The organism is Catenuloplanes nepalensis, from assembly GCF_030811575.1.
GTDB classification, from domain to species: Bacteria; Actinomycetota; Actinomycetes; order Mycobacteriales; family Micromonosporaceae; genus Catenuloplanes; species Catenuloplanes nepalensis.
Genome location: NZ_JAUSRA010000001.1, coordinates 8,062,428 through 8,085,271 on the forward strand (window position 1 = coordinate 8,062,428; position 22,844 = coordinate 8,085,271).

Annotated in this window: 18 protein-coding genes; 7 read left to right on the top strand and 11 right to left on the bottom strand. The window is 70.6% G+C overall.

Annotated elements, in window-relative coordinates:
* Window positions 1–2: 2 nt before the first annotated feature.
* On the bottom strand, window positions 3–1,307 hold the full coding sequence (locus J2S43_RS34910; RefSeq protein ID WP_306836447.1) for an aminotransferase-like domain-containing protein: 1,305 nt from the start codon (window positions 1,305–1,307) through the stop codon (window positions 3–5).
* Window positions 1,308–1,527: 220 nt separating this feature from the next.
* On the opposite strand from J2S43_RS34910, the gene J2S43_RS34915 reads away from it, so the two are divergent.
* The gene (locus J2S43_RS34915) at window positions 1,528–2,184 is read left to right on the top strand and encodes a GNAT family N-acetyltransferase (RefSeq protein ID WP_306836449.1); all 657 of its coding nucleotides are present in this window, start codon (window positions 1,528–1,530) and stop codon (window positions 2,182–2,184) included.
* A gap of 1,207 nt (window positions 2,185–3,391) precedes the next feature.
* Here the strand turns inward: J2S43_RS34915 and J2S43_RS34920 are convergent.
* From J2S43_RS34920 to J2S43_RS34955, 8 genes are all read right to left on the bottom strand, one after another.
* Complete coding sequence (locus J2S43_RS34920; RefSeq protein ID WP_306836451.1) at window positions 3,392–4,582, bottom strand: N-acetylmuramoyl-L-alanine amidase; 1,191 nt, start codon at window positions 4,580–4,582, stop codon at window positions 3,392–3,394.
* Window positions 4,583–4,731: 149 nt separating this feature from the next.
* Entirely contained in the window at window positions 4,732–5,046 is a 315-nt protein-coding gene (gene trxA / locus J2S43_RS34925; protein ID WP_306836453.1) for a thioredoxin, read from the bottom strand.
* A gap of 24 nt (window positions 5,047–5,070) precedes the next feature.
* Window positions 5,071–6,033: a thioredoxin-disulfide reductase gene (trxB, locus tag J2S43_RS34930; RefSeq protein ID WP_306836455.1), complete on the bottom strand. Its 963-nt coding sequence runs from the start codon at window positions 6,031–6,033 to the stop codon at window positions 5,071–5,073.
* Window positions 6,034–6,191: 158 nt separating this feature from the next.
* Entirely contained in the window at window positions 6,192–7,073 is an 882-nt protein-coding gene (locus J2S43_RS34935; protein WP_306836457.1) for an RsmA family anti-sigma factor, read from the bottom strand.
* Window positions 7,070–7,762 carry an RNA polymerase sigma factor SigM gene (gene sigM / locus J2S43_RS34940; protein WP_306836459.1) on the bottom strand — a complete coding sequence of 231 codons (693 nt, stop codon included), beginning with the start codon at window positions 7,760–7,762 and terminating at the stop codon, window positions 7,070–7,072. Before sigM ends, J2S43_RS34935 begins: the two co-directional genes overlap by 4 nt.
* Entirely contained in the window at window positions 7,737–9,245 is a 1,509-nt protein-coding gene (locus tag J2S43_RS34945) for a protein kinase family protein (RefSeq protein ID WP_442320055.1), read from the bottom strand. Before J2S43_RS34945 ends, sigM begins: the two co-directional genes overlap by 26 nt.
* 388 nt (window positions 9,246–9,633) lie before the next feature.
* On the bottom strand, window positions 9,634–11,400 hold the full coding sequence (gene murJ, locus J2S43_RS34950; protein WP_306836463.1) for a murein biosynthesis integral membrane protein MurJ: 1,767 nt from the start codon (window positions 11,398–11,400) through the stop codon (window positions 9,634–9,636).
* Window positions 11,401–11,457: 57 nt separating this feature from the next.
* The gene (locus J2S43_RS34955; protein ID WP_306836465.1) at window positions 11,458–12,483 is read right to left on the bottom strand and encodes a hypothetical protein; all 1,026 of its coding nucleotides are present in this window, start codon (window positions 12,481–12,483) and stop codon (window positions 11,458–11,460) included.
* A gap of 185 nt (window positions 12,484–12,668) precedes the next feature.
* Between J2S43_RS34955 and J2S43_RS34960 the strand changes: the two genes are divergently transcribed.
* The 4 genes from J2S43_RS34960 to J2S43_RS34975 all read left to right on the top strand — a co-directional run bounded on the left by J2S43_RS34960 (window position 12,669) and on the right by J2S43_RS34975 (window position 17,216).
* Window positions 12,669–14,114 (top strand): CCA tRNA nucleotidyltransferase, encoded by a 1,446-nt coding sequence (locus tag J2S43_RS34960; protein WP_370881812.1) that lies wholly within the window; start codon window positions 12,669–12,671, stop codon window positions 14,112–14,114.
* A gap of 331 nt (window positions 14,115–14,445) precedes the next feature.
* The gene (locus J2S43_RS34965) at window positions 14,446–15,471 is read left to right on the top strand and encodes a hypothetical protein (protein ID WP_306836469.1); all 1,026 of its coding nucleotides are present in this window, start codon (window positions 14,446–14,448) and stop codon (window positions 15,469–15,471) included.
* Between the two features lie 209 nt (window positions 15,472–15,680).
* Window positions 15,681–16,691, top strand: coding sequence for a hypothetical protein (locus J2S43_RS34970; protein ID WP_306836471.1), 1,011 nt, complete (start codon window positions 15,681–15,683; stop codon window positions 16,689–16,691).
* 18 nt (window positions 16,692–16,709) lie between these two features.
* Window positions 16,710–17,216 carry a methylated-DNA--[protein]-cysteine S-methyltransferase gene (locus J2S43_RS34975; protein ID WP_306836473.1) on the top strand — a complete coding sequence of 169 codons (507 nt, stop codon included), beginning with the start codon at window positions 16,710–16,712 and terminating at the stop codon, window positions 17,214–17,216.
* A gap of 169 nt (window positions 17,217–17,385) precedes the next feature.
* Here J2S43_RS34975 and J2S43_RS34980 read toward each other — a convergent pair whose 3' ends face one another.
* Both J2S43_RS34980 and J2S43_RS34985 read right to left on the bottom strand, forming a co-directional pair.
* Window positions 17,386–18,465, bottom strand: a complete 1,080-nt coding sequence (locus J2S43_RS34980; RefSeq protein ID WP_306839665.1) for an inositol-3-phosphate synthase — start codon at window positions 18,463–18,465, stop codon at window positions 17,386–17,388.
* A gap of 43 nt (window positions 18,466–18,508) precedes the next feature.
* Window positions 18,509–19,129, bottom strand: coding sequence for a PadR family transcriptional regulator (locus J2S43_RS34985; RefSeq protein ID WP_306836475.1), 621 nt, complete (start codon window positions 19,127–19,129; stop codon window positions 18,509–18,511).
* A gap of 163 nt (window positions 19,130–19,292) precedes the next feature.
* Between J2S43_RS34985 and J2S43_RS34990 the strand changes: the two genes are divergently transcribed.
* Both J2S43_RS34990 and J2S43_RS34995 read left to right on the top strand, forming a co-directional pair.
* Complete coding sequence (locus J2S43_RS34990) at window positions 19,293–19,712, top strand: DUF5318 domain-containing protein (protein ID WP_306836477.1); 420 nt, start codon at window positions 19,293–19,295, stop codon at window positions 19,710–19,712.
* A 397-nt stretch (window positions 19,713–20,109) separates the two neighbouring features.
* Entirely contained in the window at window positions 20,110–22,782 is a 2,673-nt protein-coding gene (locus J2S43_RS34995) for a transglycosylase domain-containing protein (protein WP_306836479.1), read from the top strand.
* Window positions 22,783–22,844 lie beyond the last annotated feature (62 nt).

Genomic DNA, 22,844 nt, shown 5'->3' on the forward strand with positions numbered 1-22,844 from the left:
GATCATGCCAATTGTGAGCCGGGCACATCTGCCCCGCCCTGCCCGGGGCGCAGCGAGGGGGCACCGAAGACCGAGCGCGTCGCGAGTTCCTGCTCCATCACGCCGGACAGTCGGCGCACGCCCTCGCGGATCCGCTCCGGCGACGGAAAGGAGAAGTTGAGCCGCATGTATCGCTGGCCGGTACCGTCCGCGTAGAAGCCGGTGCCCGGCACGTACGCCACGCGGGCCGCGATTGCGCGCGGCACCATCGCCTTCGAGTCGAGCCCGTCCGGCAGCGTCGCCCAGACGAACAGGCCGCCGGACGGCCGCGTCCACGTCGTACCCACGGGCATGAGGTCGTCGAGCGAGTCGAGAAGTGCGTCGCGGCGCTCCCGGTACACCTCGCGGTACACCTTCAGCTGTTCGCGCCACGGCATCGTGGTGAGGTATTGCGTCACCGCGGCCTGTGCGAACGCGCTCGGGCAGAGGATCGTCGCCTCGGTCGCGATGACCAGCTTGTCGCGGACCGCGTGCGGCGCCAGGATCCACCCGACGCGCAGCCCCGGCGCGAACGTCTTGGAGAACGTGCTCAGGTAGAAGACCCCGTCCCGCCGCCGGGCCCGGAGCGGCCGAGGCGCGTCACCGTCGAAGCCGAGCTGGCCGTACGGGTCGTCCTCGACGACCAGCAGCCCTTCCCGTTCGCAGATGTCCAGCACCTGCTCGCGCCGCTCCTCCGACATGGTCACGCCGGCCGGGTTCTGGTAGGTCGGGATCGTGTAGAGGAACTTCATCCGCCGCCCGGACGCGCGCACGGCGGCGATGGTCGCCTCCAACGCGGCGGGGATGAGCCCGTCCGCGTCCATCGCCACGTGCTCGACCTGGGCCTGCGCCGCCTGGAACACGCCGAGCGCGCCCACGTAGGTCGGGCCTTCGGCCAGCACCACGTCGCCCGGGTCCAGGAACAGCCGCGCGACCAGGTCGATCGCCTGCTGACCGCCGATCGTCACCACCACGTCGTCCGGGGAGGCGCCACACCCGACGTCGATCCCGGAGAGCGCCATCACCTCGCAGATCTTCTCGCGCAGCTCGATCGTGCCCTGGCCGATCCCGTACTGCAGGGTGGTGCTGCCGTGTTCGCTGCCGAGCCGGCCCAGCATCTCCCCCACGGCATCCAGCGGAAGTGCGGCAATGTACGGCGCCCCACCGGCCAGCGACACCACCTCGGGGCGACTGGCGACGGCGAAGAGAGCTCGGATCTCCGAGGCGGTCATGCCCCCGACACGGGCGGCATACCTATCGGTGTAATCATCGAGCGTCGTGCCGGACATGATCACCTCACTCTTGACTGAGCCATCCCGGGACTACCCCGGAGCGCCGGCGCCCGAGCGCGGGCGCCGGATGTGATCGATGTTATGCCTCCCACATTCGAGCCGCCCTCGGATAACCGGCCGGTCCACATGGCGGACCACACTCGCGTGTTTCGCCCTCAGCTGAAAATTCGGCGTACGATTCTCGGGGAGTTCGCAAGCACCGTGGGGGATCGCCACCATGTCTCGTCGCCTGGTCAGCCTGACCCTCGACACCCTCGAAGATCTGCCCCGAGGATGCCGGAAGTGCGTCTTCTGGGAGCTCGACCCGGTCAGCGCCGAGCGCGCCTGCGCCGATGGCGCTCCTGACCTGGAGAAAGAGGCCTGGGTCTCGCAGACGCTGCTGGAGTGGGGCTCCTGCGGCAAGCTGGTCTACGTCGACGGCATGCCCGCCGGCTTCGTCATGTTCGCGCCCCCCGCATACGTCCCGCGCTCCATGGCGTTCCCCACCTCCCCCGTCTCCGCGGACGCCGCGCTACTGATGACCGCTCACGTCGTTCCCTCGTTCGCCGGCGGCGGCCTCGGCCGCATGCTGGTCCAGGGCGTGGCGCGCGACCTGACCAAACGCGGCATCAAGGCGATCGAGGCCTTCGGCGACGCCAAGTTCGGTGACTCCGGCGACGACGCCAGGGCCTGTGTCGCCCCCGTCGACTTCTTCCTCTCCGTCGGCTTCAAGACGGTCCGCCAGCACCCCCGCTACCCTCGCCTCCGCCTGGAGCTGCGCACCGCGCTCTCCTGGAAGTCCGACGTCGAGTACGCCCTTGAGAAGCTCCTCGGCTCGATGACCCCCGAGACGCTGCTGCGACCGGTCCGCCCCGCCACCAGCTCGACGGTCTAAAGGCTTCACAAGCGGATTACCCGCTTCCGGCGACTCACCTTCCGCGTGCTCCCGCAGGCACCGGTCCAATGCCACTTGGCTTGAGTTGACCACGGATTCCTGCCTGCGCTTCCCGAAAGCGCCCTGTTGACGCCCGCGCGACGCCCGCCGGCCCTGCTCTGTCGCCCACTCCCCTCGGACTGGACTCATGTTGCCCAGCCCTTTTCGGGCCGGGGAGCGCGAGCTGACCCGGCCCGCTCGCGGCGATCGGGCGCCGCTCGCCCGAAATATCGCTACATCTCACCCTCCGGCGCGGACCACACACTCGCGAGACGGCACCGCCGCCGCCTGAGTGATCAATCAGGTGAGCAAAAGGTAGATCAAAAATCGAAGTTGATCGCGTTTTCGCTCACCTGATTGATCACTCAGGCGCCAGGCCCGAGGCCGTCGAGATCTCCCGGCCCCGCCAGCAGGACGCGTGCCCGCTTCATCGGGAGATTTCGGGCATGAGGCGCCCGGGTCCCCGCCGGAAGGGGGCCGACCCTGCCCGCTTGCGGTGTTCCGGCGCCCGGAGACCGCGCGCGATTCGCGCACCGACAGCGAGCGGGGGCCACGGAACCCGGATCGGGCTGAGAGTATTTCCGCTGGTCGCGGGGTACGGCCGTACCGCAGCTACTTCAAGATCAAAATAGGCTGAGTGGCATTTGGGCACCGGTCGGCCGTTGGCCGGCCTCCCTGCACCATCCGAGGCCGCAAGATCGCACCCCCAGGCCACCAGTCGGCACGGCCACCCGCCCCGCTAAATCACGAGATACTGGGCGCACTGCGCCCGATATTGAGCCCGGCTCAGTTGTATCCACATGCGGGCGATTCAGTGCGCGCTCATACACGCCCATGCGCCGGATATTCAGCGCGATAATCGGTGCCACGCGAGGGGAACGCAAGGCGTGATCGTCGGTGCCACGCGAGGGGGACGCAAGGCATGATCGTCCGCCCGTGTAGCGGTGCCTTTACTGAGCGATGCTCACTTGTGGTCCACCGGCCGAGGGACGAATTCGCTGGTGCGTTGCCCGGCAACGTTCATGGGCGGCTCACGAGGCGGTCGGACCACCAGGGGTTTGGGTCTTGCGGCCTCGGATCGTGCAGGGAGGAGCGCCAGCGACGACCGTTGCCCGCGGGAGCGTGCGGAAGGTGAGTCGCCGGAAGCGGGCAGATCAAGAAAGGCTTCTCAGGCTTTGACCGAAAGGCCGCCGGAGAGCGACATGCGTAGCTGCCGCACGTCGATCGAGCCGGTCGGGACGTCGTTCTCAACCGGGTAGTACATGCGCTGAACCGCGGCGACGATCGACTCTATCGCCTGCTCGCGGAAGAGCGGGTCGACGAGCCGGTCCCGGTCGAGCGGCGAGGTGAGGTAGCCGAGCTCCACCCGGACCGCGGGCATGCGGCTCAGGCGCAGCAGGTCCCAGGTCTTGGCGTGGGTCTGGCAGTTGCGCATGCCGGTGCGCGCGACGATCTCGCGCTGGACCAGCCCGGCCAGCCGTTCCGCGACCGTGGAGGTGACACCGTCGGAGGTGCCGTCGCCGTAGTGGTAGGTGGAGACGCCGTCGGCCTCGGGCGTCTTGTAGCCGTCGATGTGCAGCGAGATCAGCAGGTCGGCGTGCAGGTCGTTGGCGAGCTGGGCGCGCTCGCGGTCCGGGATGCGTGCGGCCGGCGACGGGCCGCGGGTGAGGTGGACGCGCATGCCGGCGCCGGCCAGGCGGCCCTCCAGGCGGGACGCCAGGTCGAACGCGATCTCCGACTCGGTCCAGCGCAGCGGTCCGTCCGGGACGACGATGCCCGGGTCGGGGCCGCCGTGGCCCGGGTCGATGACCACGGTCTTGCCGAGCAGGTGCGGGCCGGACTGCCGGAACGCCTCGGCCTCGCGCAGCCACTGCGGGCGGCCGCCGACGACCTTGCGGCCGAGCCGGCGGAGCGCGTGCATGGTCTGCGGGCCGAACGAGCCGTCCGGGGGGAGGCCGACCTCGCGCTGGAACTGGCCGACGGCCTTGGCGGTGCGGCCCGCGTAGACGCCGTCCGGCCGGCCCACGTCGTACCCCATCTCCAGGAGGCGTTCCTGCAGCGTGCGGACGTCCTCGCCGATCAAGGGATGCGGGATCGCGTGGAACAGCGCGCGGGAGCCGAGCCGCCAGCGGGCCGCGTCGAGCGCGAGCCAGGTCTCCTCGTCGACCTCTCCGTCGACGGTCAGGCCGCGCTGCTGCTGGAACGCGCGGACCGCGGTGTCGGTCGCCTCGTCGAAAACGCCGGCGTCGGGGTCCGAGGACGAATCGGCGGGCGGCGCGAAGGTCGGGTCCAGCCGGGCCAGGACCGAGCGGATCTCCGCCACCGCGGGGCCACGGTCTCCACGTCGGATCGGGCGCACAGGAAACGACCTCCTTGAAACTCGAACCGGAGCGTATCGCGGGTCCACCGCCGCCGCCCGGTTCACGACGTCGAGCCGACGGGCTCCCTACAGTAAAGAGCCCCGGCTTCGCAAAACGCATAAACCGGGGCTCTTCGCGCGAAAAAGTCTTACAGCGCGTCTTCGATCAGGTTGATCAGCGCGCCCTTGGGCTTGGCGCCGGCCACCGACTTCACCGGCTGGCCGCCCTTGAAGACCGTGAGCGTCGGCACGGACATCACCCGGTACGCCATGGCGGTCTCCGGGTTCTCGTCGATGTTCATCTTGACGATGGTGACCTTGTCGCCCATCTCCCGCGAGATCTCCTCGAGCAGCGGGGTGACCTTGCGGCACGGTGCGCACCACTCGGCCCAGAAGTCGACGAGCACCGGCTTGTCGGACTGCAGAACCTGGCTGACAAAGGTCTTGTCGGTGACCGACTCCATGGATCCTCCTAGGGCTGGGGGCTGCTAGATCTCTTCGAACGACGCGATGAAGCGCTCGGCGTCGAGCGCGGCGGCACAGCCGGTGCCGGACGCGGTGATCGCCTGCCGGTACGTGTGGTCGACCAGGTCACCGGCCGCGAACACGCCCGGGACGTTGGTCCGGGTGCTGGGCGAGTCGACGGTGACGTAGCCGTCGTCGTCCATCGCGACCTGGTCCCTGAAGAGGTCGCTGCGCGGGATGTGGCCGATCGCGACGAACACGCCGGTCACGTCCAGCGTCTTCGTCTCGCCGGAGACCGTGTTCTTCAGGCGGACGCCGCTGACCTTGCCGTCTTCGCCGAGGATCTCCTCGACCGCGCTGTTCCACTCGACCTTGATCTTCGGGTTGTCCAGCGCGCGCTGCGCCATGATCTTGCTGGCCCGGAACGAGTCGCGGCGGTGCACGATGGTGACCGTCTCCGCGAACCGGGTCAGGAACGTGGCCTCCTCCATGGCGGAGTCGCCGCCGCCGACCACCACGATGTGCTGGTTGCGGAAGAAGAAGCCGTCACACGTGGCACAGGACGAGACACCGTGGCCGAGCAGCTCCTCCTCGCCGGGCACGCCGAGCCGGCGCCAGGCCGAACCGGTGGAGAGGATCACGGCCCGCGCGAAGTAGCTGGTGTCGCCGACCCAGACCGTCTTGAGGCCCTCGGCGCCCGGCTCGGTGACCGTGGTACCGGTGAGCTCGACGCGGGTGACGTCGTCCGTGATGAACTCGGCGCCGAACCGCTCCGCCTGCTTGCGCATGGAGTCCATCAGCTCCGGGCCCATGACACCGTCCGGGAAGCCCGGGTAGTTCTCCACCTCGGTCGTGGTCATCAGCGCGCCGCCCGACTGCACACCCTCGATGACCAGCGGCTTCAGGTTTGCGCGAGCGGCGTAGACCGCGGCGGTGTAGCCGGACGGCCCCGAGCCGATGATGATCAGGTTGCGGACCTCGTCCACTGCCCACTCCTCAGTCCTCGTGTGCGGCGCTGCCCGTCCGGCCGGTGGCAGGGCATGGCGGCGATCGCCCCAGCAGAAACGTCATCGCATGGACCGGGATTCCCGGTCCTGCACACCGGTGGGCCGGCTCACGTCGGGGCCCGGAAGGTGTTGCCTGCTCACCCTACCGGCGCGCGATAGAGAGTGTCCGCAAGCATCCCGTCGGCGCCACACTCCGGCCCGGCGACCCACACCATGTCCTGGCCGGCCGGGTCCGTGAAGAGGACCAGCAGGCCGGGGCTGCCCTGGAACGAGGCATAGTCGATCAGCCGGGCCGTCAGCGATGCCATGCCGTGCTCGACCGCGATCGCTCCCAGGCAGCGGCGCAGCGCCTCCGGATCGGTGAGCCGGGCCAGCACCGGCGGCACGGCTCCACCGGCGTCCTCCTGCATGGGGGCCGGTGGCCGGCCGGCGGCGGTGTCGGACAGCGGGCTGCTCAGCGTCTCCGCCCCGGCGACGCCGCGCTCCTCGACCTGGTCGGCCAGCGCGGCCGCGGAGTCCGGCGTGTAGTCGCGGCCGCTGAACAGCACCTGCTGCGCGAGCATCGGTGCGGACGCGGCCTCCGGCGCGGACGCGGCGTCCGGCGCGGCCCCGGCCGAGGTGGCGACGTCGCGATCGTTGCCGTCGAGCAGCCCGGTGAGGCCGATCGAGGCGAACGCGAGCACCCCGGCCGCGATCGTGGCGGGCACGGCCCAGCGCGGCACGCGGTGCCTCCGCAGCGGGACGACGGGCGCGACGAACTCCTCCCGCAGCGCCTCGTCGAGGCGGGCGGCCAGGTCAGCAGGCATCGGGCCGATCGGCGCCGCGGCCATCGTGCCGAGGTCGGCGCGGACCGCGTCGGTGGCCTCGGCGAGCGCCTCGTGCGCGTCCCGCCAGACCGGGTCGGCGTCGATCAGCGCGGTGACCTGGTCGTATCGTTGGTCGCCGTCCAGCGCGCCGCCGAGGTAGTCGGCGAGGAGATCCCACTGAGCCTCGGTCAGTGACACGTCCGAGCTGCTCACGGTTCCTCCGCCTTCACTCGCAGGGCTTTCCGCGATGAGACGTCCCCCGCGTTCGCCGGGTTCCCGGGGTGAGCTGGATCGCTCGACTTCCCCGTGACCGGAGCGTTATTGGGCTGAGACCGGCCGGGGCGCAGGTGCCCGAGGCTGATCGCCAGCTTGGCGCGACCGCGGGCGCACCGGCTCTTCACGGTCCCCTCGGCGACGCCGAGCGCGGCCGCCGTCTCCGCCACCGAGTAGCCCTGCACGTCGACCAGGATCAGCGCGGCCCGCTGCTCGAACGGCAGCTCGTCGATCGCGGCCCGGACCACCAGCGCGGTGTCGTGGTCGACGCTCGGCGCGGCCGGCTCCCGCTCGGGGCGGTCGTCGTCGCCCGGGCCGAAGAGCGGGACCGTGCGGTGGTTCTGCAGGCGCCGGATCCGGTCCAGGCAGGCGTTGACCACGATCCGGTGCAGCCAGGTGGTGACCGCGGCGTCGCCCCGGAAGCGCGCGGCCGCCCGGTGCGCGGAGAGCAGCGCCTCCTGCAGCGCGTCCGCCGCCTCCTCGCGGTCGCCGATGGTGCGCACCGCGACCGCCCAGAGCCGGTCGCGGTGCCGGTGGATCAGCTCGGCGAACGCGTCCCGATCGCCGGCGACGTGAGCCGCGAGCAGCTCGTCGTCGGGTGTGTCAGGTCCCCTCGACGGTGATCTCATCGACCACGATCTTCCGCGAGTCCGGCAGCTCCGTGAACCACACCAGCAGGTACTGGTACTTGGCGTCGGGGTCGAAGCCGTCGATGAAGGCCAGCGTGGGCGCGTCGTGGTTCTCGAAGCCCTTGCCGATCTGCGTATACGTCGTACGGATCTGCTCGTCGAAGCCCATCAGCGCGTCGTTGCCCACGCCGGTGTTGCCGCCCGCCGGGTCACTGTCGCCGGTCAGCAGCTGCGCGGAGATGCCCTTCTCGCCGAGCTGGACCTTGACCGACGAGACCTGGCGCGGACTGCCCAGGTCGATCAGCAGGCCGATGCCGGGCTTGAGGTTGCCGAACTTCCGAGTGTTGTACGTCGAGGTGTCCCACGAGGTGCCGTCGTCACCGTCGATCGCCAGGTTCGCGTCCGGCCGGTCGTCGCCGGTGCTGTTCGGCCCCGGGTCGACGACCCGGATCTGGTTGCCGTTCAGCTTGATCGGCTGCGGGTTCGGGATCGCGCCGGGCGCGGCGCCGCCGCCACCGTCGGTGCCCTGGCTGGCGCCGGCCTGCACCGGCTCGCGGCCGTCGTCCTCGCCACCGCCGAGCGCGGAGATGCCGAGCATCAGGCCGATCACCGCGATGGCCAGCAGCGCGGCGACGCCGACGGCGATCTTGCGACCGGCGTTCTGCGGCTGCTCCGGGCCGGCCTCGTCGCCCTCGGTGAACCGGAGCGGGCCGACCTCCTCGAGGTATTGCTCCTCGGCGGCGGAGTCGAGCCGGGTCAGCTCCGCGGCCAGCACATCGGACGCGGGGATCGCGAGCTTCGAATCCAGCAGGTCCATCGTGAGGTCGTCGAGGTAGGCGGGCACGCCGGCGCGGGCCTGGCGCGGCGCCACGATCGAGCCGGAGTTGTCGCGCACCGCGTCCGGCAGGCGGGAGGTGCCGGCCTCCGCGTGCGGCCAGTGACCGGTGAGCGCGTAGTAGAGGATGCCGCCGACCGCGCGCACGTCCGCGTCGGGCTTGGCGCCGCCGTCGGTGCGCGCGTCCGCGAGCACGACGCGGCCGTCGCTGCCGATCATCGTGGTGCCGGCGTGCACGTTGCCGTGGACCATGCCGGTGGCGTGCACGGCCGCGACCGCGTCCGCCACGCTGTGGGCGATGCCGATCGCGCGCGCCGCGTCCATCGGGCCGGACTCGGTGATCAGATCGCGCAGCGCGACGCCGTCGATCCACTCGCGCACGACGTAGGCCCGCTCGCCCTCGTCGATCGCGTCGTAGACGCCGGCCAGGTTGGGGTGGATGACCCGGCTGGCCGCGACGGCGGACTGCAGCATCTCGGCCGCTTCCTCGCCGCCGGGGTAGCGCAGCACGACGGCGACCGGGCGACGGAGGATCACGTCCGTGCCGCGCCAGATCTGCCGGCCGGCCGAGTCGTCGTTGACGTGCTCTTCCAGCTGGTAACGGTCGGCCATGACGTCACCGACGGCGGGCTCACCGAAGGTCGTCACGGACGGAACCGCCTCGGCGGCCTCTCGACCTTCGCCGACCTGGGTCACCCGTCCTCCTCGGTGATCACGTTCGTCAATGGCACTGTGATCCAGTCTCTCGGTGGTCGCAGATACCTCGGTGGTCGCAGATACCTCGATGGTCGCGATGGCCCCGTGATCGATGGACCCGCGGACAATCCTCCCACGAAGGGTAGGCGCCGCGCCGCTTCCGCCGAGAGCGACCTTACCTGGATCGCGGGCACTCCCTGCACGTCCTCCTCCGCGCCGCGGTGGTCAGCGGCGCGAAGCGAAGCCTGTAGAGATTGTGCTCCCTAGCTGGGCTTACTCAAAGCCTCTGTCCACAACCATCGGGTGACGACTGCTATATCCCCGGCGCGGAAGCCCGAAACTATCGGCTGATCCGGCGCTTGACCATGTCCAGCAGCTGGGTGATCTCGCGAATCCGCAGCGCGAGCGCGAGCCCGAGGTAGGTGCCACCGATCGCGGCGCCGCCGACGACCAGGTTGAGGATCGCCTCCACCAGGGACGGAGTGTCGCCGCCCGGCAGCAGGGCCGTCACGAGCACGCCGGCCAGGATCGCGCCGGCGGAAGCGGCCAGCACCTTCAGCAGCGTCGTGATCACGTCGCGCATCCCGATGGTGCCGATCCGGCGGCGCAGCACCGTGGCGGAGATAACAGCGGAAATCAGATAGGAGGCGGCGTTTCCGGCCATGAGCCCCACCGCTACCCATTCGGGTTCGAGCAGCATGAAGCAGGCCACGTGGATCGCGATCCGGATGATCACCACCGGCACGTTGACCAGTGCCGCGGTCCTGTTCTCCGACATCGCGTAGTTCGCGAACGTGAAGAGCTGGCTGAGCGAGAACGGTATCAGCGCTATACCGGCGCTGATCAGCACGAACGACGTGGCCAGCGCGTCGGAGTCGGTGATCGCGCCGTGCCGGAACAGCACCACCGTGATCGGCCCGGCCAACACGCCGTAGACGACCGCGACCGGGGCCAGCGCCGCGGCGGCGGTCCGCATGCCGAGGGACAGGTCCTCCGCGATCTCGTGCAGTCGCCCGTCCGCGGCCGCCGCGCTCATCCGCGGCATCAGCGCCGTGATGATCGAGACCGCGATGATGCCGTGCGCCATCATCAGCAGCAGGTAGACGTTGTTGTACATCAGCGGGCCGGTCGGGTCGTCCGCCTTGCCGGAGGCCGCCGCCGCGCGGTTCAGCAAGTTGAACACGACAGCCAGGCCGATCTGGTTGGCCACCACGTAGCAGAACATCCACGCGCCGAGCTTGGCCAGGTCGCGCAGCCCAAGGTCGCGGAAGTTGAACCGCCACTTCCACCGGAAACCGACCGTGCGCAGCGCCGGGATCAGACCGGCCGCCTGGATCGCCACGCCGAGCAGCGTTCCGCCGCCGAGCAGCGCGATCCGGCCGGGCGTCATCTGCTCCGGGTCGAGCTTCGAGGCGCCGTAGAGCACCAGGTAGGCGCCGCCGGTGACGATCACGATGATGTTGTTCAGGATCGGCGTCCACATCGGCGCCGCGAAGTGGCCCCGGGTGTTGAGCACGGCGCTGAACAGCGCGGACGCGCCGGTGAAGAAGATCATCGGCAGCATCAGGTAGGACAGCCGGGTGACCAGTGTCTGGTACTCGCCCGACTGCCCGCCGGCGTAGGACATGGTCAGCAGCGGCGCGCAGACCACCGCGATGGCGGTGGCGCAGGCCAGCATGATCACAGCCAGGCTGAGCAGCGTCTGGGTGAACGCCTGGCCGCCGTCCGCGTCCGCCTTCCGCCGCCGGACCAGCAGCGGCAGCAGCACGCTGGAGAGGATGCCGCCGAGCAGGAAGTCGTAGATCAGGCCCGGGAAGATCTGCGCGGTGGTGTACGCGTTACCGATCACGGTGCCCAGCGCGGCGGTCAGCACCACCGTGCGCAGGAAGCCGGTAGCGCGGCTGACCAGGCTGCCGGCCGCCATGATCAGGCTGTTGCCGGCCATGCTGCCGCCCGACGGCGGTTCCGCGCCCGGTACCTCGGCGGCGTCGGCCATCGTGTCCGTGTCCGGGACGATGTCCGTCTCGATCAGTGGCGGCGCCTGAGTGCCGTCGTAGGGGCCGTCGCGATGGCCTGCGTTGGAGCTCCGGTACAGACCGCCGGTCATGTCGTTTCCCCTCGGAACCGCCCGGCGTACCCGCGTGCCGCCGGCGTTGAACGCACCCTAGTCAACCCGGGCCCTCCCCACATCCGCGGGCGTGCCGGCGCAGACCTCGCGCAGCAGCGTCCCGGGCGCGGCGCCGGCCATCTCCTCGATCACCCACGCGGCCTCCGCCGGGACCAGCGGTTCGGTCAGCGCGTCCAGCACGGCCGGGTGATCACATCCGGCCGCTTCCAGAGCCTCGACCAGCGCGGGTACGGACGACAGGTCGCCGGCGTGCACCATCCGCCGGGCCAGCGGCACCACGGCGGCGGTGGTGCACCAGGGCGCGCCGTAGACCTCCGAGGTCAGCCGCGTCCGGGCGGAGGTGAGCAGCCCGGCCAGGCCGGAGAAGGGGAAGGTGTGCTCCGTACCCGTGCGCAGGCTCTTGATCGGAAAGCCCAGCTCGTTGCGCTCGGCCCGCTGCGTCGCCAGCCAGCCCAGCGCCTCGTGGTGGTCCCAGTCCAGCCCGGCCCGACGGCCGTCGTGGCCGGTCAGCAGCCGGTCGATCTCGGTGTCGGTGAGCGCCTCCGGATCCACCGGCGCCGGCCACCAGCGCGACTCCGCGAAGAACGGGATCGGCTCCTGCTCCGGGCCGGCCTCCACCGGCGAGGGCCGCAGCGCCCGGAACGCGGCGGTGAACAACGCCCGTGCGACCGGCACGTCGTCCGCGAGCGTGACCGGCGTGAACCGGCTGAGCAGCGCGACGACCAGGCCGGGGTGGGTCAGCGACGGGTCGTCCATCGCGATCACCCGGCCGATCAGGTCCAGCTCGGGCCAGCGCAGCACGTGCGGGTGCCCGTCGTCCGGCGCGTCCCAGCCGAGCATCACGCCCTCCTGCACGCCGAACCCGGGCGCGGCCAGCTCCAGCAGGTGGTGCGGCCGCGCGAAGTCCAGGTCCAGGTGAAGCCGGTAGCCGTTCGCGACCGGCAGCGTGACCAGCAGTCCGGGCCGTTCGGAGCCGCCCTCCTCGCTCTCGCTGTCGAAGAACCACTCGGCCCAGAAGGAGGAGCGACCGGCGAGCGCGCGCAGCGCGTCGGGGACTGGCATGGGTAACCATCCTGCCCCCTGCGCGAGGGCGATACGCTGGCGGTCCCATGTCTGAAACGTCCCAGGCCCCCGTCGGGGCCGACCAGCGCGCCCGTCTGTCCGAGGCTCAGCCGTCCGCAGTGCAGCCGTCCGCAGTGCAGCCGTCCGCAGTGCAGCCGTCCGCAGTGCAGCCGTCCGTGGCACAGCTGTCCGAGGCGCGGTTGTCGGAGGCGCAGTTGTCCGCGGCGCAGCGCAACGCCGTCGCGGAGCTGCTGCGCGTCTCCCCAGTGGCCGACGAGCTCGGCCGCCGCTTCACCGAGGCCGGGCACGAGCTGCACCTGGTCGGCGGCTCGGTGCGCGACGCGCTGCTCGGCCGGCTCGGCGACGACCTGGACTTCTGCACGGACGCGCAGCCGGACGCCACGCTCGCGGTGCTCAAGGGCTGGGCCGAGGCGATCTGGGAGACCGGGCGCGAGTTCGGCACGATCGGCGCGATGCGCGGCGGCCTCCGGCTGGAGATCACCACGTACCGCGCGGAGGCCTACGACGGCGTCAGCCGCAACCCCGTCGTCCGGTACGGCACGAGTCTCGCGGACGACCTGGTCCGGCGCGACTTCACGATCAACGCGATGGCGGTCAGCCTGCCGGGGCACGTCTTCACCGACCCGCACGGCGGCCTGCGCGACCTGGCCGCCCGGGTGATCCGGACGCCCGGCACGCCGCAGTCGTCGTTCGGCGACGACCCGCTGCGCATGCTGCGGGCCGCCCGGTTCGTGGCCAAGCTGCGGTTCACGCCGGACCCGGCCGTGGTCGCCGCGATGACCGAGCTGGCGCCGTCGCTGGACCGGATCACGCCGGAGCGCATCCGGGACGAGTTCACCAAGCTGATGGTCGGCGCGGACCCGATCGCGGGACTCCGGCTGCTGGTCGACACCGGCCTGGCCGAGCGCTTCCTGCCGGAGCTGCCCGGCCTCAAGCTCGCGATCGACGAGCACGCGCAGCACAAGGACGTCTACGAGCACACGCTCACCGTGGTCAGCAACGCGATCCGGCTGGAGGGCGGCGGCGAGCCGGACTTCACGCTGCGACTGGCCGCGCTGCTGCACGACATCGGCAAGCCGGCCACGAAGGCGGTCGGCTCGGACGGCCGGGTCAGCTTCCACCACCACGAGGTGGTCGGTGCGCGGCTGACGCGGCAGCGGATGAAGGCGTTGCGCTACCCGAAGGACGTCACCACGGACGTGACCCGCCTGGTCGAGCTGCACCTGCGCTTCTACGGCTACGGCCGGGGTGAGTGGACCGACTCCGCGGTCCGGCGCTACGTCACGGACGGCGGCCCGCTGCTCGACCGCCTGCACAAGCTGACCCGCTCCGACTGCACCACCCGGAACAAGCGCAAGGCGGCCGCGCTCGCGTCGGACTACGACGCGCTGGAGGAGCGGATCGCGCGGATCGCGGCCGAGGAGGACCTCGCGCGAGTCCGCCCGGACCTGGACGGCAACGCGATCATGGAGCTGCTCGGGCTGCCGCCGGGGCCGCTGGTCGGGCAGGCGTGGCGGTTCCTGAAGGAGCTGCGGCTGGAGCGCGGCCCGCTGACCCGGGACGACGCGGAGGAAGAACTGCGCGCGTGGGCCCGGGCACAGGGAATCTAGGGTGCGGAAGCCGATGCCGGGGTTCGGCATCGTCTTTCGAGCGTCCGGGATCCGGTCCGAAGAACAGCCTTTAGGTCAGTTTCCACCTGGCGATCCGTTCACTGATTTCGATCGGATCAACCGCTTACGCCGCGTGCGTACGGTCCGCTAGTTTCACTGCTCGGTCCTTCGTGGAGGGCCGATCGGGGTGGCTAAGGAGGGCCGGGCAGTGCGACCGTGCGCCATCTGTGGCGAGGTGACGGTCACGGCCGACGGGGCGTGTGCCGGGTGCGGAGTGTCGCGGCAGCGCCTGCAGTCCCCCGCCTATCCGACTAATCCGGCATATCGCCCGGTGTCCGGGCCGCCACGCGACGAGGCCGAGACCACGCCGCTGCGCGACGAGGGCGAGACCACGCCGCTGCCGCCGGTGTCCGGACCCCCGGTCTCAGGGCTTCCGCTCTCCGGTCTTCCCGTCTCCGGTCTTCCCGTCTCCGGTCTTCCCGTCTCCGGGCCGCCGGTGTCGGGGTTGCCCGTGTCCGGTCCGTCCGGCGCCGTTCCTCCGGTGTCTCCCGGTGGTGCGCCTCGCGTGCCGCGGCCGCCCTCGTGGCGTACCCCCGCGCCGTCCGCTCCTGTCTCTCCTCCCCCGCCACCGCCGGCCGCGGCCGAACCGGTGATGGGTTACGACTCGCGTTCCCCCGCGCTGGCCGGTAACGAGCGCGCGCATCCGGTGGCGGTCGTGCTGGTGGCGGTCGCAGGCCTGCTCGCGGCCGGTGTGTTCGGCACGGTCGTGGTGCGCTTCGCGGGCGCGGACTCCCGGGCGGCCGACCGGCTCACCGGCGCGCCGCCGGCCCAGGTCGCGGTCGCGCCCTCGTCTCCCTCGCCGTCGCCATCCCCATCACCCTCGCCGTCGCCGTCGCCGTCGTCATCCGCTCCGCCGTCCGGCCCGGCGTCCGCGGACGCGTGCCTGACCGGCGTGTGGCACGTCGCGGAGCAGCGGGAACTCGTCGCGCTTCCGGGCATCGGCCCGGTCGAGGTGACGCTGACCGGCGACGGGCCGGAGGTCACGTACGAGGCGGCCGGCACCGGCGTGGTCGACTACGGCGCCGCGACCGCCTACGCCGCCACCGTCGACGGAGCGAACGCGCTGATCACGGTCGCCGGCACGGTCGCCTTCGAGTTCGTCGCCGCGGAGGGCTTGACGACCGCCACCGAGGCGCGGTCCGCCGCCACGTTCACGGTCACGCCGGACGGCGGCGACCCGGGCGCACCGGCGGAGTGGCCCGCCTCGCTGACCGAGTGGTCCTACGAGTGCGGCGCGGACGAGCTGGCGCTGACCGGCCCGGACGCGCAGTCGGGACAGCTCGTGCGAGTCGAGTGACCGTGCGTGATCATCGGTCGCCTCGGCCGGGCGAAGAATGCTGATTGAGTAAGATCCGCTGACCGTTGAGGCCATTGGGGCGAGTGGATCGTACCCACTAGCGTCGGGTCTGAAAGCTCGAGAGCCGATGCCAGGGTGTGGCCTCGTCTCTTGAGCGTCCGGGTTTTGGCTGGGGGACAGCCGCGGGAGATAGCGAGCCGGGAGGCGACATGGGGCCCTGCGCGGTCTGTGGGGGCGGCACCATCGACGCGGCGGGCAACTGCACGCAGTGCGGCAACTATCGCGGCACCGGTGAGGCGACCTCCGCGCCTCCCGCCAACTACCCACCGCCCGGCTATCCCCAGCAGCCGCAGTCCGCGTACCCGTCGCCGACCAGCGGTTCCGGCTACGACACGTACCCGACCAGCGGCGCGGCCGGCTACCCGACCAGCGGTGGGGCGGGTTACCCGACCAGCGGTGGGGTCGGCTATCCGACCAGCGGTGGGGCCGGTTATCCGAGCAGCGGTGGGGCCGGCTATCCGAGCAGCGGTGGTGGCTATCCGAGCAGCCCGCCGCCTCCGCCGCCGGCATATCAGCCGCCCCCGCAGTACACGGCGCAGCCGCAGGCGTACCCGCCGGTCTACACACCGCCGCCACCGCAGAACAAGGGGCGGCGCGGCCTCAACATCCTGATCGCCGCGCTGGTCTCGGTCGTGCTGGTGCTGCTCTGCTGCATCGGCATCGCGGTCTGGGGCAACACCGAGGACGAGCCCGACCCGAACGCCACCGGCACGCCGACGCCGGCCGTCTCGGTCAACCCGGACATCGACGCGTGCACGGTCGGCACCTGGAACGTCTCCACCCACACCGAGGACCTGGAGGTCCCGAACGTGGGCACGATCAAGCTGAGCGGCGGCAAGGGCGCGACGTTCACGCTGGCCGAGGACGGCACGGCGGTCTTCGACTACGGCACCGGCACGGAGTACACCGGCACGCTCAGCGGCCAGAACGTGCGGCTGCGGATCCAGGGCGAGGTGACGTACGACTACACCTCGCGCAACAGCCGGCTCGCGCTGACCGGCGTCGACACCGAGGCCACGTTCGTCATCTTCGTCAACGGCGAGGAGACCTCGGAGGAGCAGGAGTTCCTGGCCTCCTCGGACACCGCGGACTACACCTGCAGCAGCACCCGGCTGACGCAGAAGGGCAACGCCTACACGATCGAATACACCCGGGGCTGACGCGGCACAATGGAGGGCATGCGCTGGGTGGTGATCGATTCGCCGATCGGTGAACTCTCCGTCGCAGCCGGGAACGCGGACGTCGCGGGCCCGGCCGCGGTCGGCGGCGTGCACTTCGGGCGGCATCCGGTCGCGGTGCCGCACTCCGAGGGTGGGCCGGCGCCGCTGGACGAGGCGGTGGCGCAGCTGCGGGCCTACTTCGCGGGCGAGCTCACCGTGTTCACCGTGCCGCTGCGCGCACCCGGTGGCTCCGACTTCGAGCGTGCGGTGTGGGACCGGATCGCCCGCGTGCCGTACGGCGAGATGATCACCTATGGCGAGATCGCGACCGGGCTCGGCGACGTCGGCGCGGCGCGCGCGGTCGGCACCGCCTGCAACCGCAACCCGATCCCGGTCCTCGTCCCCTGCCACCGCGTGGTCGGCGCGGGCGGGAAGATGGTCGGCTTCGGCGGCGGCCTGCCCCGCAAGCGCGTGCTGCTGGAGCTGGAGGCCCGCGTCACGCTGCAGCGCGACTGGCTCGGATGAACGAGGAGGTGCCGGGCCCGCTCGGGACCCGGCACCACAGTGACGTCAGCCGACGCCCGGACGGCGGGAACGTGATGCCAAACCCCGGCATCACGCTGTCACACTGAGCCAACACCCGGACGGCGGGAACGCGATGCCAAACCCCGGCATCACGCTCCCGCCTTTGACATCAGCGCTCGATCTCGCCCGCGATGAACCTGTCCACGGACGCGTGCGCGTCGTGGTCGGAGTACTGCACCGGCGGGGACTTCATGAAGTAGGACGAGGCGGAGAGGATCGGGCCGCCGATCTTGCGGTCCAGCGCGATCTTCGCGGCGCGGACCGCGTCGATGATGACGCCGGCCGAGTTCGGCGAGTCCCACACCTCCAGCTTGAGCTCCGCGTTCAGCGGCACGTCGCCGAACGCCTTGCCCTCCAGCCGGATATACGCCCACTTGCGGTCGTCGAGCCACGGCACGTGGTCGGACGGCCCGATGTGCACGTCGCTCTTGACCATCTCGTGCGGGATCTGGGACGTGACCGACTGGGTCTTCGAGATCTTCTTCGAGATCAGCCGGTTGCGCTCCAGCATGTTCATGAAGTCCATGTTGCCGCCGAAGTTCAGCTGGTACGTGCGCAGCAGCTCGACGCCGCGGTCCTCGAACAGCTTCGCCAGCGCGCGGTGCACGATGGTCGCGCCGACCTGGCTCTTGATGTCGTCGCCGACGATCGGCAGGCCCGCGTCGGTGAACTTCTGCGCCCACGCCGGGTCGGAGGCGATGAAGACCGGCAGCGCGTTGACGAACGCGCAGCCGGCGTCGATCGCGGCCTGCGCGTAGAACTTGGCCGCCTCCTCGGAGCCGACCGGCAGGTAGGCGACGACGACGTCGGCCTGGGCGTCACGCAGCGCCCGCACCACGTCCACCGGCTCCTCGTCGGACTCCTCGACCATCTCGCGGTAGTACTGCCCGAGACCGTCGAACGTCGGGCCGCGCTGGACCTGCACGCCGGTCGGCGGCACGTCGGCCAGCTTGATCGTGTTGTTCTCGCTCGCCACGATCGCCTCTGCCAGATCGCGGCCGACCTTCTTGGCGTCCACGTCGAACGCCGCGACGAACGTCACGTCCGAGACGTGATAGTCGCCGAACGTGACGTGCATGAGACCGGGGACCCGGTCGTTCGGGTCGGCGTCACGGTAGTACTCCACACCCTGGACCAGGGACGAGGCGCAGTTACCCACACCGACGATGGCCACGCGGACGGAACCCATCCCGCTCGCCTCCTTCTTGTTGGTCAGCACGACAGGTCGCCTGTCATGACGGGCCCGGCTCCTCGCCGGCGGCGGTGCCGGTCGAGGGCGGGAGTTTCTCGGTGCCGCGGCCGGGGCCGCGGCCGGAGCGCTCGCTCGCGATGAGCTCCTCCAGCCAGCGGACCTCGCGCTCGCACGCGTCGAGGCCGTGGCGTTGCAGCTCCAACGTGTAGGCGTCCAGCCGCTCGGTGGCGCGGGCCAGCAGGTTGCGCAGGCCCTCGCGCCGCTCCTCGACCTTCCGGCGGCGGCCCTCCAGGATGCGCAGCCGGGTGGCGCGGTCGGTCCGGGCGAAGAACGCGAAGTGCACGTTGAAGCTCGCGTCGTCGTAGGTCTCCGGTCCGGCGTGCGCGAGCAGCTCCGCGAACCGTTCCTTGCCCTCTGCGGTGATCTTGTAGACGATCCGGCCGCGCCGGCTGGTCAACGCCGGCACCTCGTCCGCGGTCGCGGGCGTCTCGCCGGCCTGGGCGATCCAGCCGGCCAACTGGAGCCGCTTGAGCGTGGGGTAGAGCGTGCCGTAGCTGATCGCCGCGCGGATCGGGCCGAGCTTGGTGCCCAGCTCCTTGCGCAGCTCGTAGCCGTGCATGGCTGACTCGGAGAGCAAACCGAGGATGGCGAACTCCAGCACGGCAACCCCTTCCCTCCGATGTATCGGCCCGATACATCGAACCGTAGAACGGAAGGTGGCCGGAGCGCAAACGACGTGCCGTCAAACGTTTGCGACGGCCACTGACTGTCACGGAAAGTGAGCGTTGTCGCCTCTTGGGCCGTGAGCCGTTACTCTTCAGTCCGTGCGTACGCAGCGGCAGGTGGTGGACTACTCGCTCCAGAGGCGAGCAGTGCTGCGTGACGTGCATTCGGGCAGGGTGGGCGTCCACGAGGTCTGCGATGCCTCCCCGTACCTCAAGAACGCGGCACGATTCCACGGTGAGCCGACCGAGGAACGGTGCCCGATATGCCGCCGCGAGAACCTCACCCTCGTGCACTACATCTATGGTGACGAGCTCAAGCAGTCCGCCGGGCAGGCCCGCAAACTGGCCGAGCTTCCGGTGCTGGCGATGACTCTGAGTGAGTTTCAGGTGTACGTAGTGGAGGTGTGCCAGGGCTGCTCCTGGAACCACCTGGTGGAGCAGTTCCTGCTGGGCCGAGAAGGCCTGGAGGCGGATGAACCCGGTGGCGAGTCCGGCCGTAGACGAGAGGCGGAACGGTGACGCGCTCGTGGGTCGGAGATGTAGGTCAGATCGTTAGCCTGATAAGTCCGTTTATTCCGGATGTAACGGCTGGAAAGTCAAGTGAAGGGGTGGCGGTACGTGCCGCCGCGCCCCTTGTGTCCGTTCGTGGCGAAGCTCACGACCGCCCCCAGGGTCGTCGACTCGCGCCACCGCGACCGGCAGGGTGTGACGAATGAACGCGTACGGCGAACCCAGTTCTCCGCATGGCCGGGCCTCCGGCTCGGGCGGAGGCCGGATGCCGGGCTCCGGCGAGCCGGACGACGGCTACGGCGGGTCCGGCGGCTGGCCGGGTAACGGTGCCCGGCCGGCCGGAAGCACGCCTCCGCGTGCCTCCGGTAGCGCCCGGCCCGGCGGGCCCCCCAGCGCACGTGCCTCCGTGGGCGGCAGTGGTGCGGTCGGTGGCGCCCGCGTGCCGGGCAGCTCCGGCCCCGTCGGCGGCGGAGTCCCCGGGCGTGCCTCGGTCGGCGGCAGCGCCGCGGTCGGTGGCGCGCGCGTGCCGGGCAGCTCCGGCTCCGCGTCGGTCGGCTCCGCGCGTCCGGGCGTGCCGGGACGCGCCGCGGTCGGCGGTGCCGCGGTCGGCGGTGCCGCGGTCGGCGGTGCTGCCGTCGGTGGTGCCGCGGTCGGTGGCGCACCGGTCGGCCGTGCCGTGCCGGGCCGCGCCAGCGTCCGCCCGATCTCCCCGGCCGGTCCCGGCGACTCCGGGCCGGGCGGGAGCGGTCCCGGCCGTCGTAGCCGCGGTGCCGGCTCGATGGACCCCGAGGCCGCGAAGCGCGCCAAGCGCCGCAAGATCGCCAACTGGTCGATAGCGGCGTTCGCGGTCGTCATCATGACGGCCGGCATCGGCATCGTGGGCCTCACCTACGCGTTCGACGACGTGCCGGACATCAACACGTTCGAGCCGGAGATCTCCACGGTCGCCTACGCGGACGGCTCGGAGATGACCAAGCTCGGCGAGCACAACCGGACCGTGGTCCCGGACGAGAAGATCTCGCCGCTGGTCAAGCACGCGGTCGCGGCCGCGGAGGACAAGAAGTTCTACGACCACTCCGGCATCGACCTCAAGGGCATCGCCCGCGCCGCCTGGAACAACATCTCCGGTGGTGACACGCAGGGCGCGTCCACGATCACCCAGCAGTACGCGCGGCATGCCGCGGATCTGACCGGCATCAACTACAACCGCAAGATCCGCGAGGCGATGCTGGCTCGCAAGATCGAGGACAACTACGACAAGGACCAGATCATCTCGTTGTACCTCAACGCGATCTGGTTCGGCCGTGGTGCCGAGGGCGTGGAGGCCGCCGCGAAGGCGTACTTCAACAAGACGGTCACCAAGATGCCCGGCGAGGAGGGCGCGCTCACCGCGTCCGAGGCCGCCGTGCTCGCCGCCGTGATCAAGCAGCCGGAGCCGATGCAGGGCGGGCACCAGGGCTACGACCCGTACTACAACAAAGAGGCCTCCAAGGAGCGCTGGGCGTACACGCTCAACAACATGGCCGAGATGGGGTGGATCACCCCGGAGGAGCGCGCCGAGGCGGTCTACCCGGACGAGTCGCTGGACAAGGTCAAGTACGACCCGAACGGCTGCCAGGCGGACTGCGTCAACAGCAAGCCGGTCGGCCACGTGCTGAACTACGTGCGGGACGAGCTGACCGCCATGGGCATAACGGACTGGCAGCAGCGGCCGTACAAGATCAAGATCTCGATCAACCCGGCCATGCAGAAGGCCGCGGAGGACGCGGCCTCGCGGAAGAGCAAGTCCTCGCCGATGAGCAAGACCGACGAGAACCACCAGGCCGCGCTGGTCGCGATCGACCCGACCAACGGCCAGGTGCTCGCCTACTACGGCGGTGACGACGGCGCGGGCTTCGACTTCGCCGGCCGCAACGGCGGTCACCCGCCGGGCTCGACGTTCAAGATGTACACGCTCGCGGCCGGCCTGCGCGAGGGCATGTCGATGGAGTCGTTCTGGGACTCGACCAAGAACGTCGACGAGGAGCGCGGCGGTCGTGAGATCTCCAACGCCGGCCGTGAGGATCCGGCCTGCGGCAAGTACTGCTCGCTGGAGAAGATGACGATCGACTCCTTCAACGTCCCGTTCTACTGGATGACGAAGGAGATGGGCCCGGACAAGGTCGTCGCCGTCGCCCGGGACGCGGGTGTGCGCACCATGTGGACCAACGACGACGAGGAGATCAACCTCGCCGAGGTCGAGCCGACCGCGGTCGCGCCGAGCAAGTTCGACGTCGAGGTCGGCTTCGGGCAGTACAAGGTGAAGGTCCTCGAGCACGTCAACGGCCTCGCCACGCTGGCCAACCGCGGCGACTACAACGAGGCCCACTTCGTGGTCAGCGTCGAGAAGAAGAACAGCGCGACCGGCGAGTGGGTCAAGGTCAACGGCGAGCAGATCAAGCCGGAGAAGAAGTTCGACACCGAGCAGATAGACAGCATGCTCAAGGTGCTCCAGAAGATCCCCGGCGCGAGTGACGGCAACGACCACTCGCTCGCCGGCGACCGGCCCGCGTTCGCCAAGTCCGGCACCTGGGAGCTCGGCAAGGAGGGCGGCACCAACGGTGACGCCTGGTACCTCGGCGCCACCACGCAGATAGCGGCCGGCGTCTGGGTCGGCACCTCGGGTGCCCGAGCGGCGATCAAGGACCCGGACGGCAGCGACATGTACGGCGGTGACACGCCGGGCCAGATCTGGGAAGACTTCATGAACGCCGCGAACAAGGCGGGTAAGTACAAGGTGGAGAGCTTCCCGGAGGGCAGCTCCGTCGGCGACCCGAGCGTGCTCGCCAACGGTGTCTCCCCGTCGCCGAAGGCGCCGGACAAGCCGGACGACAACAACGGCGGCAACGGCAACCCGGGCCCCGAGCAGAGCTGCGAGCCGTTCGACTTCAACTGCCTCTTCGGCAGCAACCCGGGCAACGGCGACAACCCGACCAACCCCGACACGGGCAACGGCAACCAGACGCCGTCGCCCACCCCGACCGACGGGCTGCCCGTTCTGCCGGGGACCGGCGGCGGGCGTGGGAACGACGACGACTGACCGTCGCTCGCCCCAGAACGGCGAATGAGGCCGGTGCACACCAGGTGTGCACCGGCCTCATT

Coding starts and splice junctions, on each gene's coding strand:
- J2S43_RS34910 (WP_306836447.1), bottom strand. CDS start 1,307: ATGTCCGGCACGACGCTCGATGATTACACCGATAGGTATGCCGCCCGT.
- J2S43_RS34915 (WP_306836449.1), top strand. CDS start 1,528: ATGTCTCGTCGCCTGGTCAGCCTGACCCTCGACACCCTCGAAGATCTG.
- trxA (WP_306836453.1), bottom strand. CDS start 5,046: ATGGAGTCGGTCACCGACAAGACCTTTGTCAGCCAGGTTCTGCAGTCC.
- sigM (WP_306836459.1), bottom strand. CDS start 7,762: ATGAGATCACCGTCGAGGGGACCTGACACACCCGACGACGAGCTGCTC.
- murJ (WP_306836463.1), bottom strand. CDS start 11,400: ATGACCGGCGGTCTGTACCGGAGCTCCAACGCAGGCCATCGCGACGGC.
- J2S43_RS34955 (WP_306836465.1), bottom strand. CDS start 12,483: ATGCCAGTCCCCGACGCGCTGCGCGCGCTCGCCGGTCGCTCCTCCTTC.
- J2S43_RS34970 (WP_306836471.1), top strand. CDS start 15,681: ATGGGGCCCTGCGCGGTCTGTGGGGGCGGCACCATCGACGCGGCGGGC.
- J2S43_RS34975 (WP_306836473.1), top strand. CDS start 16,710: ATGCGCTGGGTGGTGATCGATTCGCCGATCGGTGAACTCTCCGTCGCA.
- J2S43_RS34980 (WP_306839665.1), bottom strand. CDS start 18,465: ATGGGTTCCGTCCGCGTGGCCATCGTCGGTGTGGGTAACTGCGCCTCG.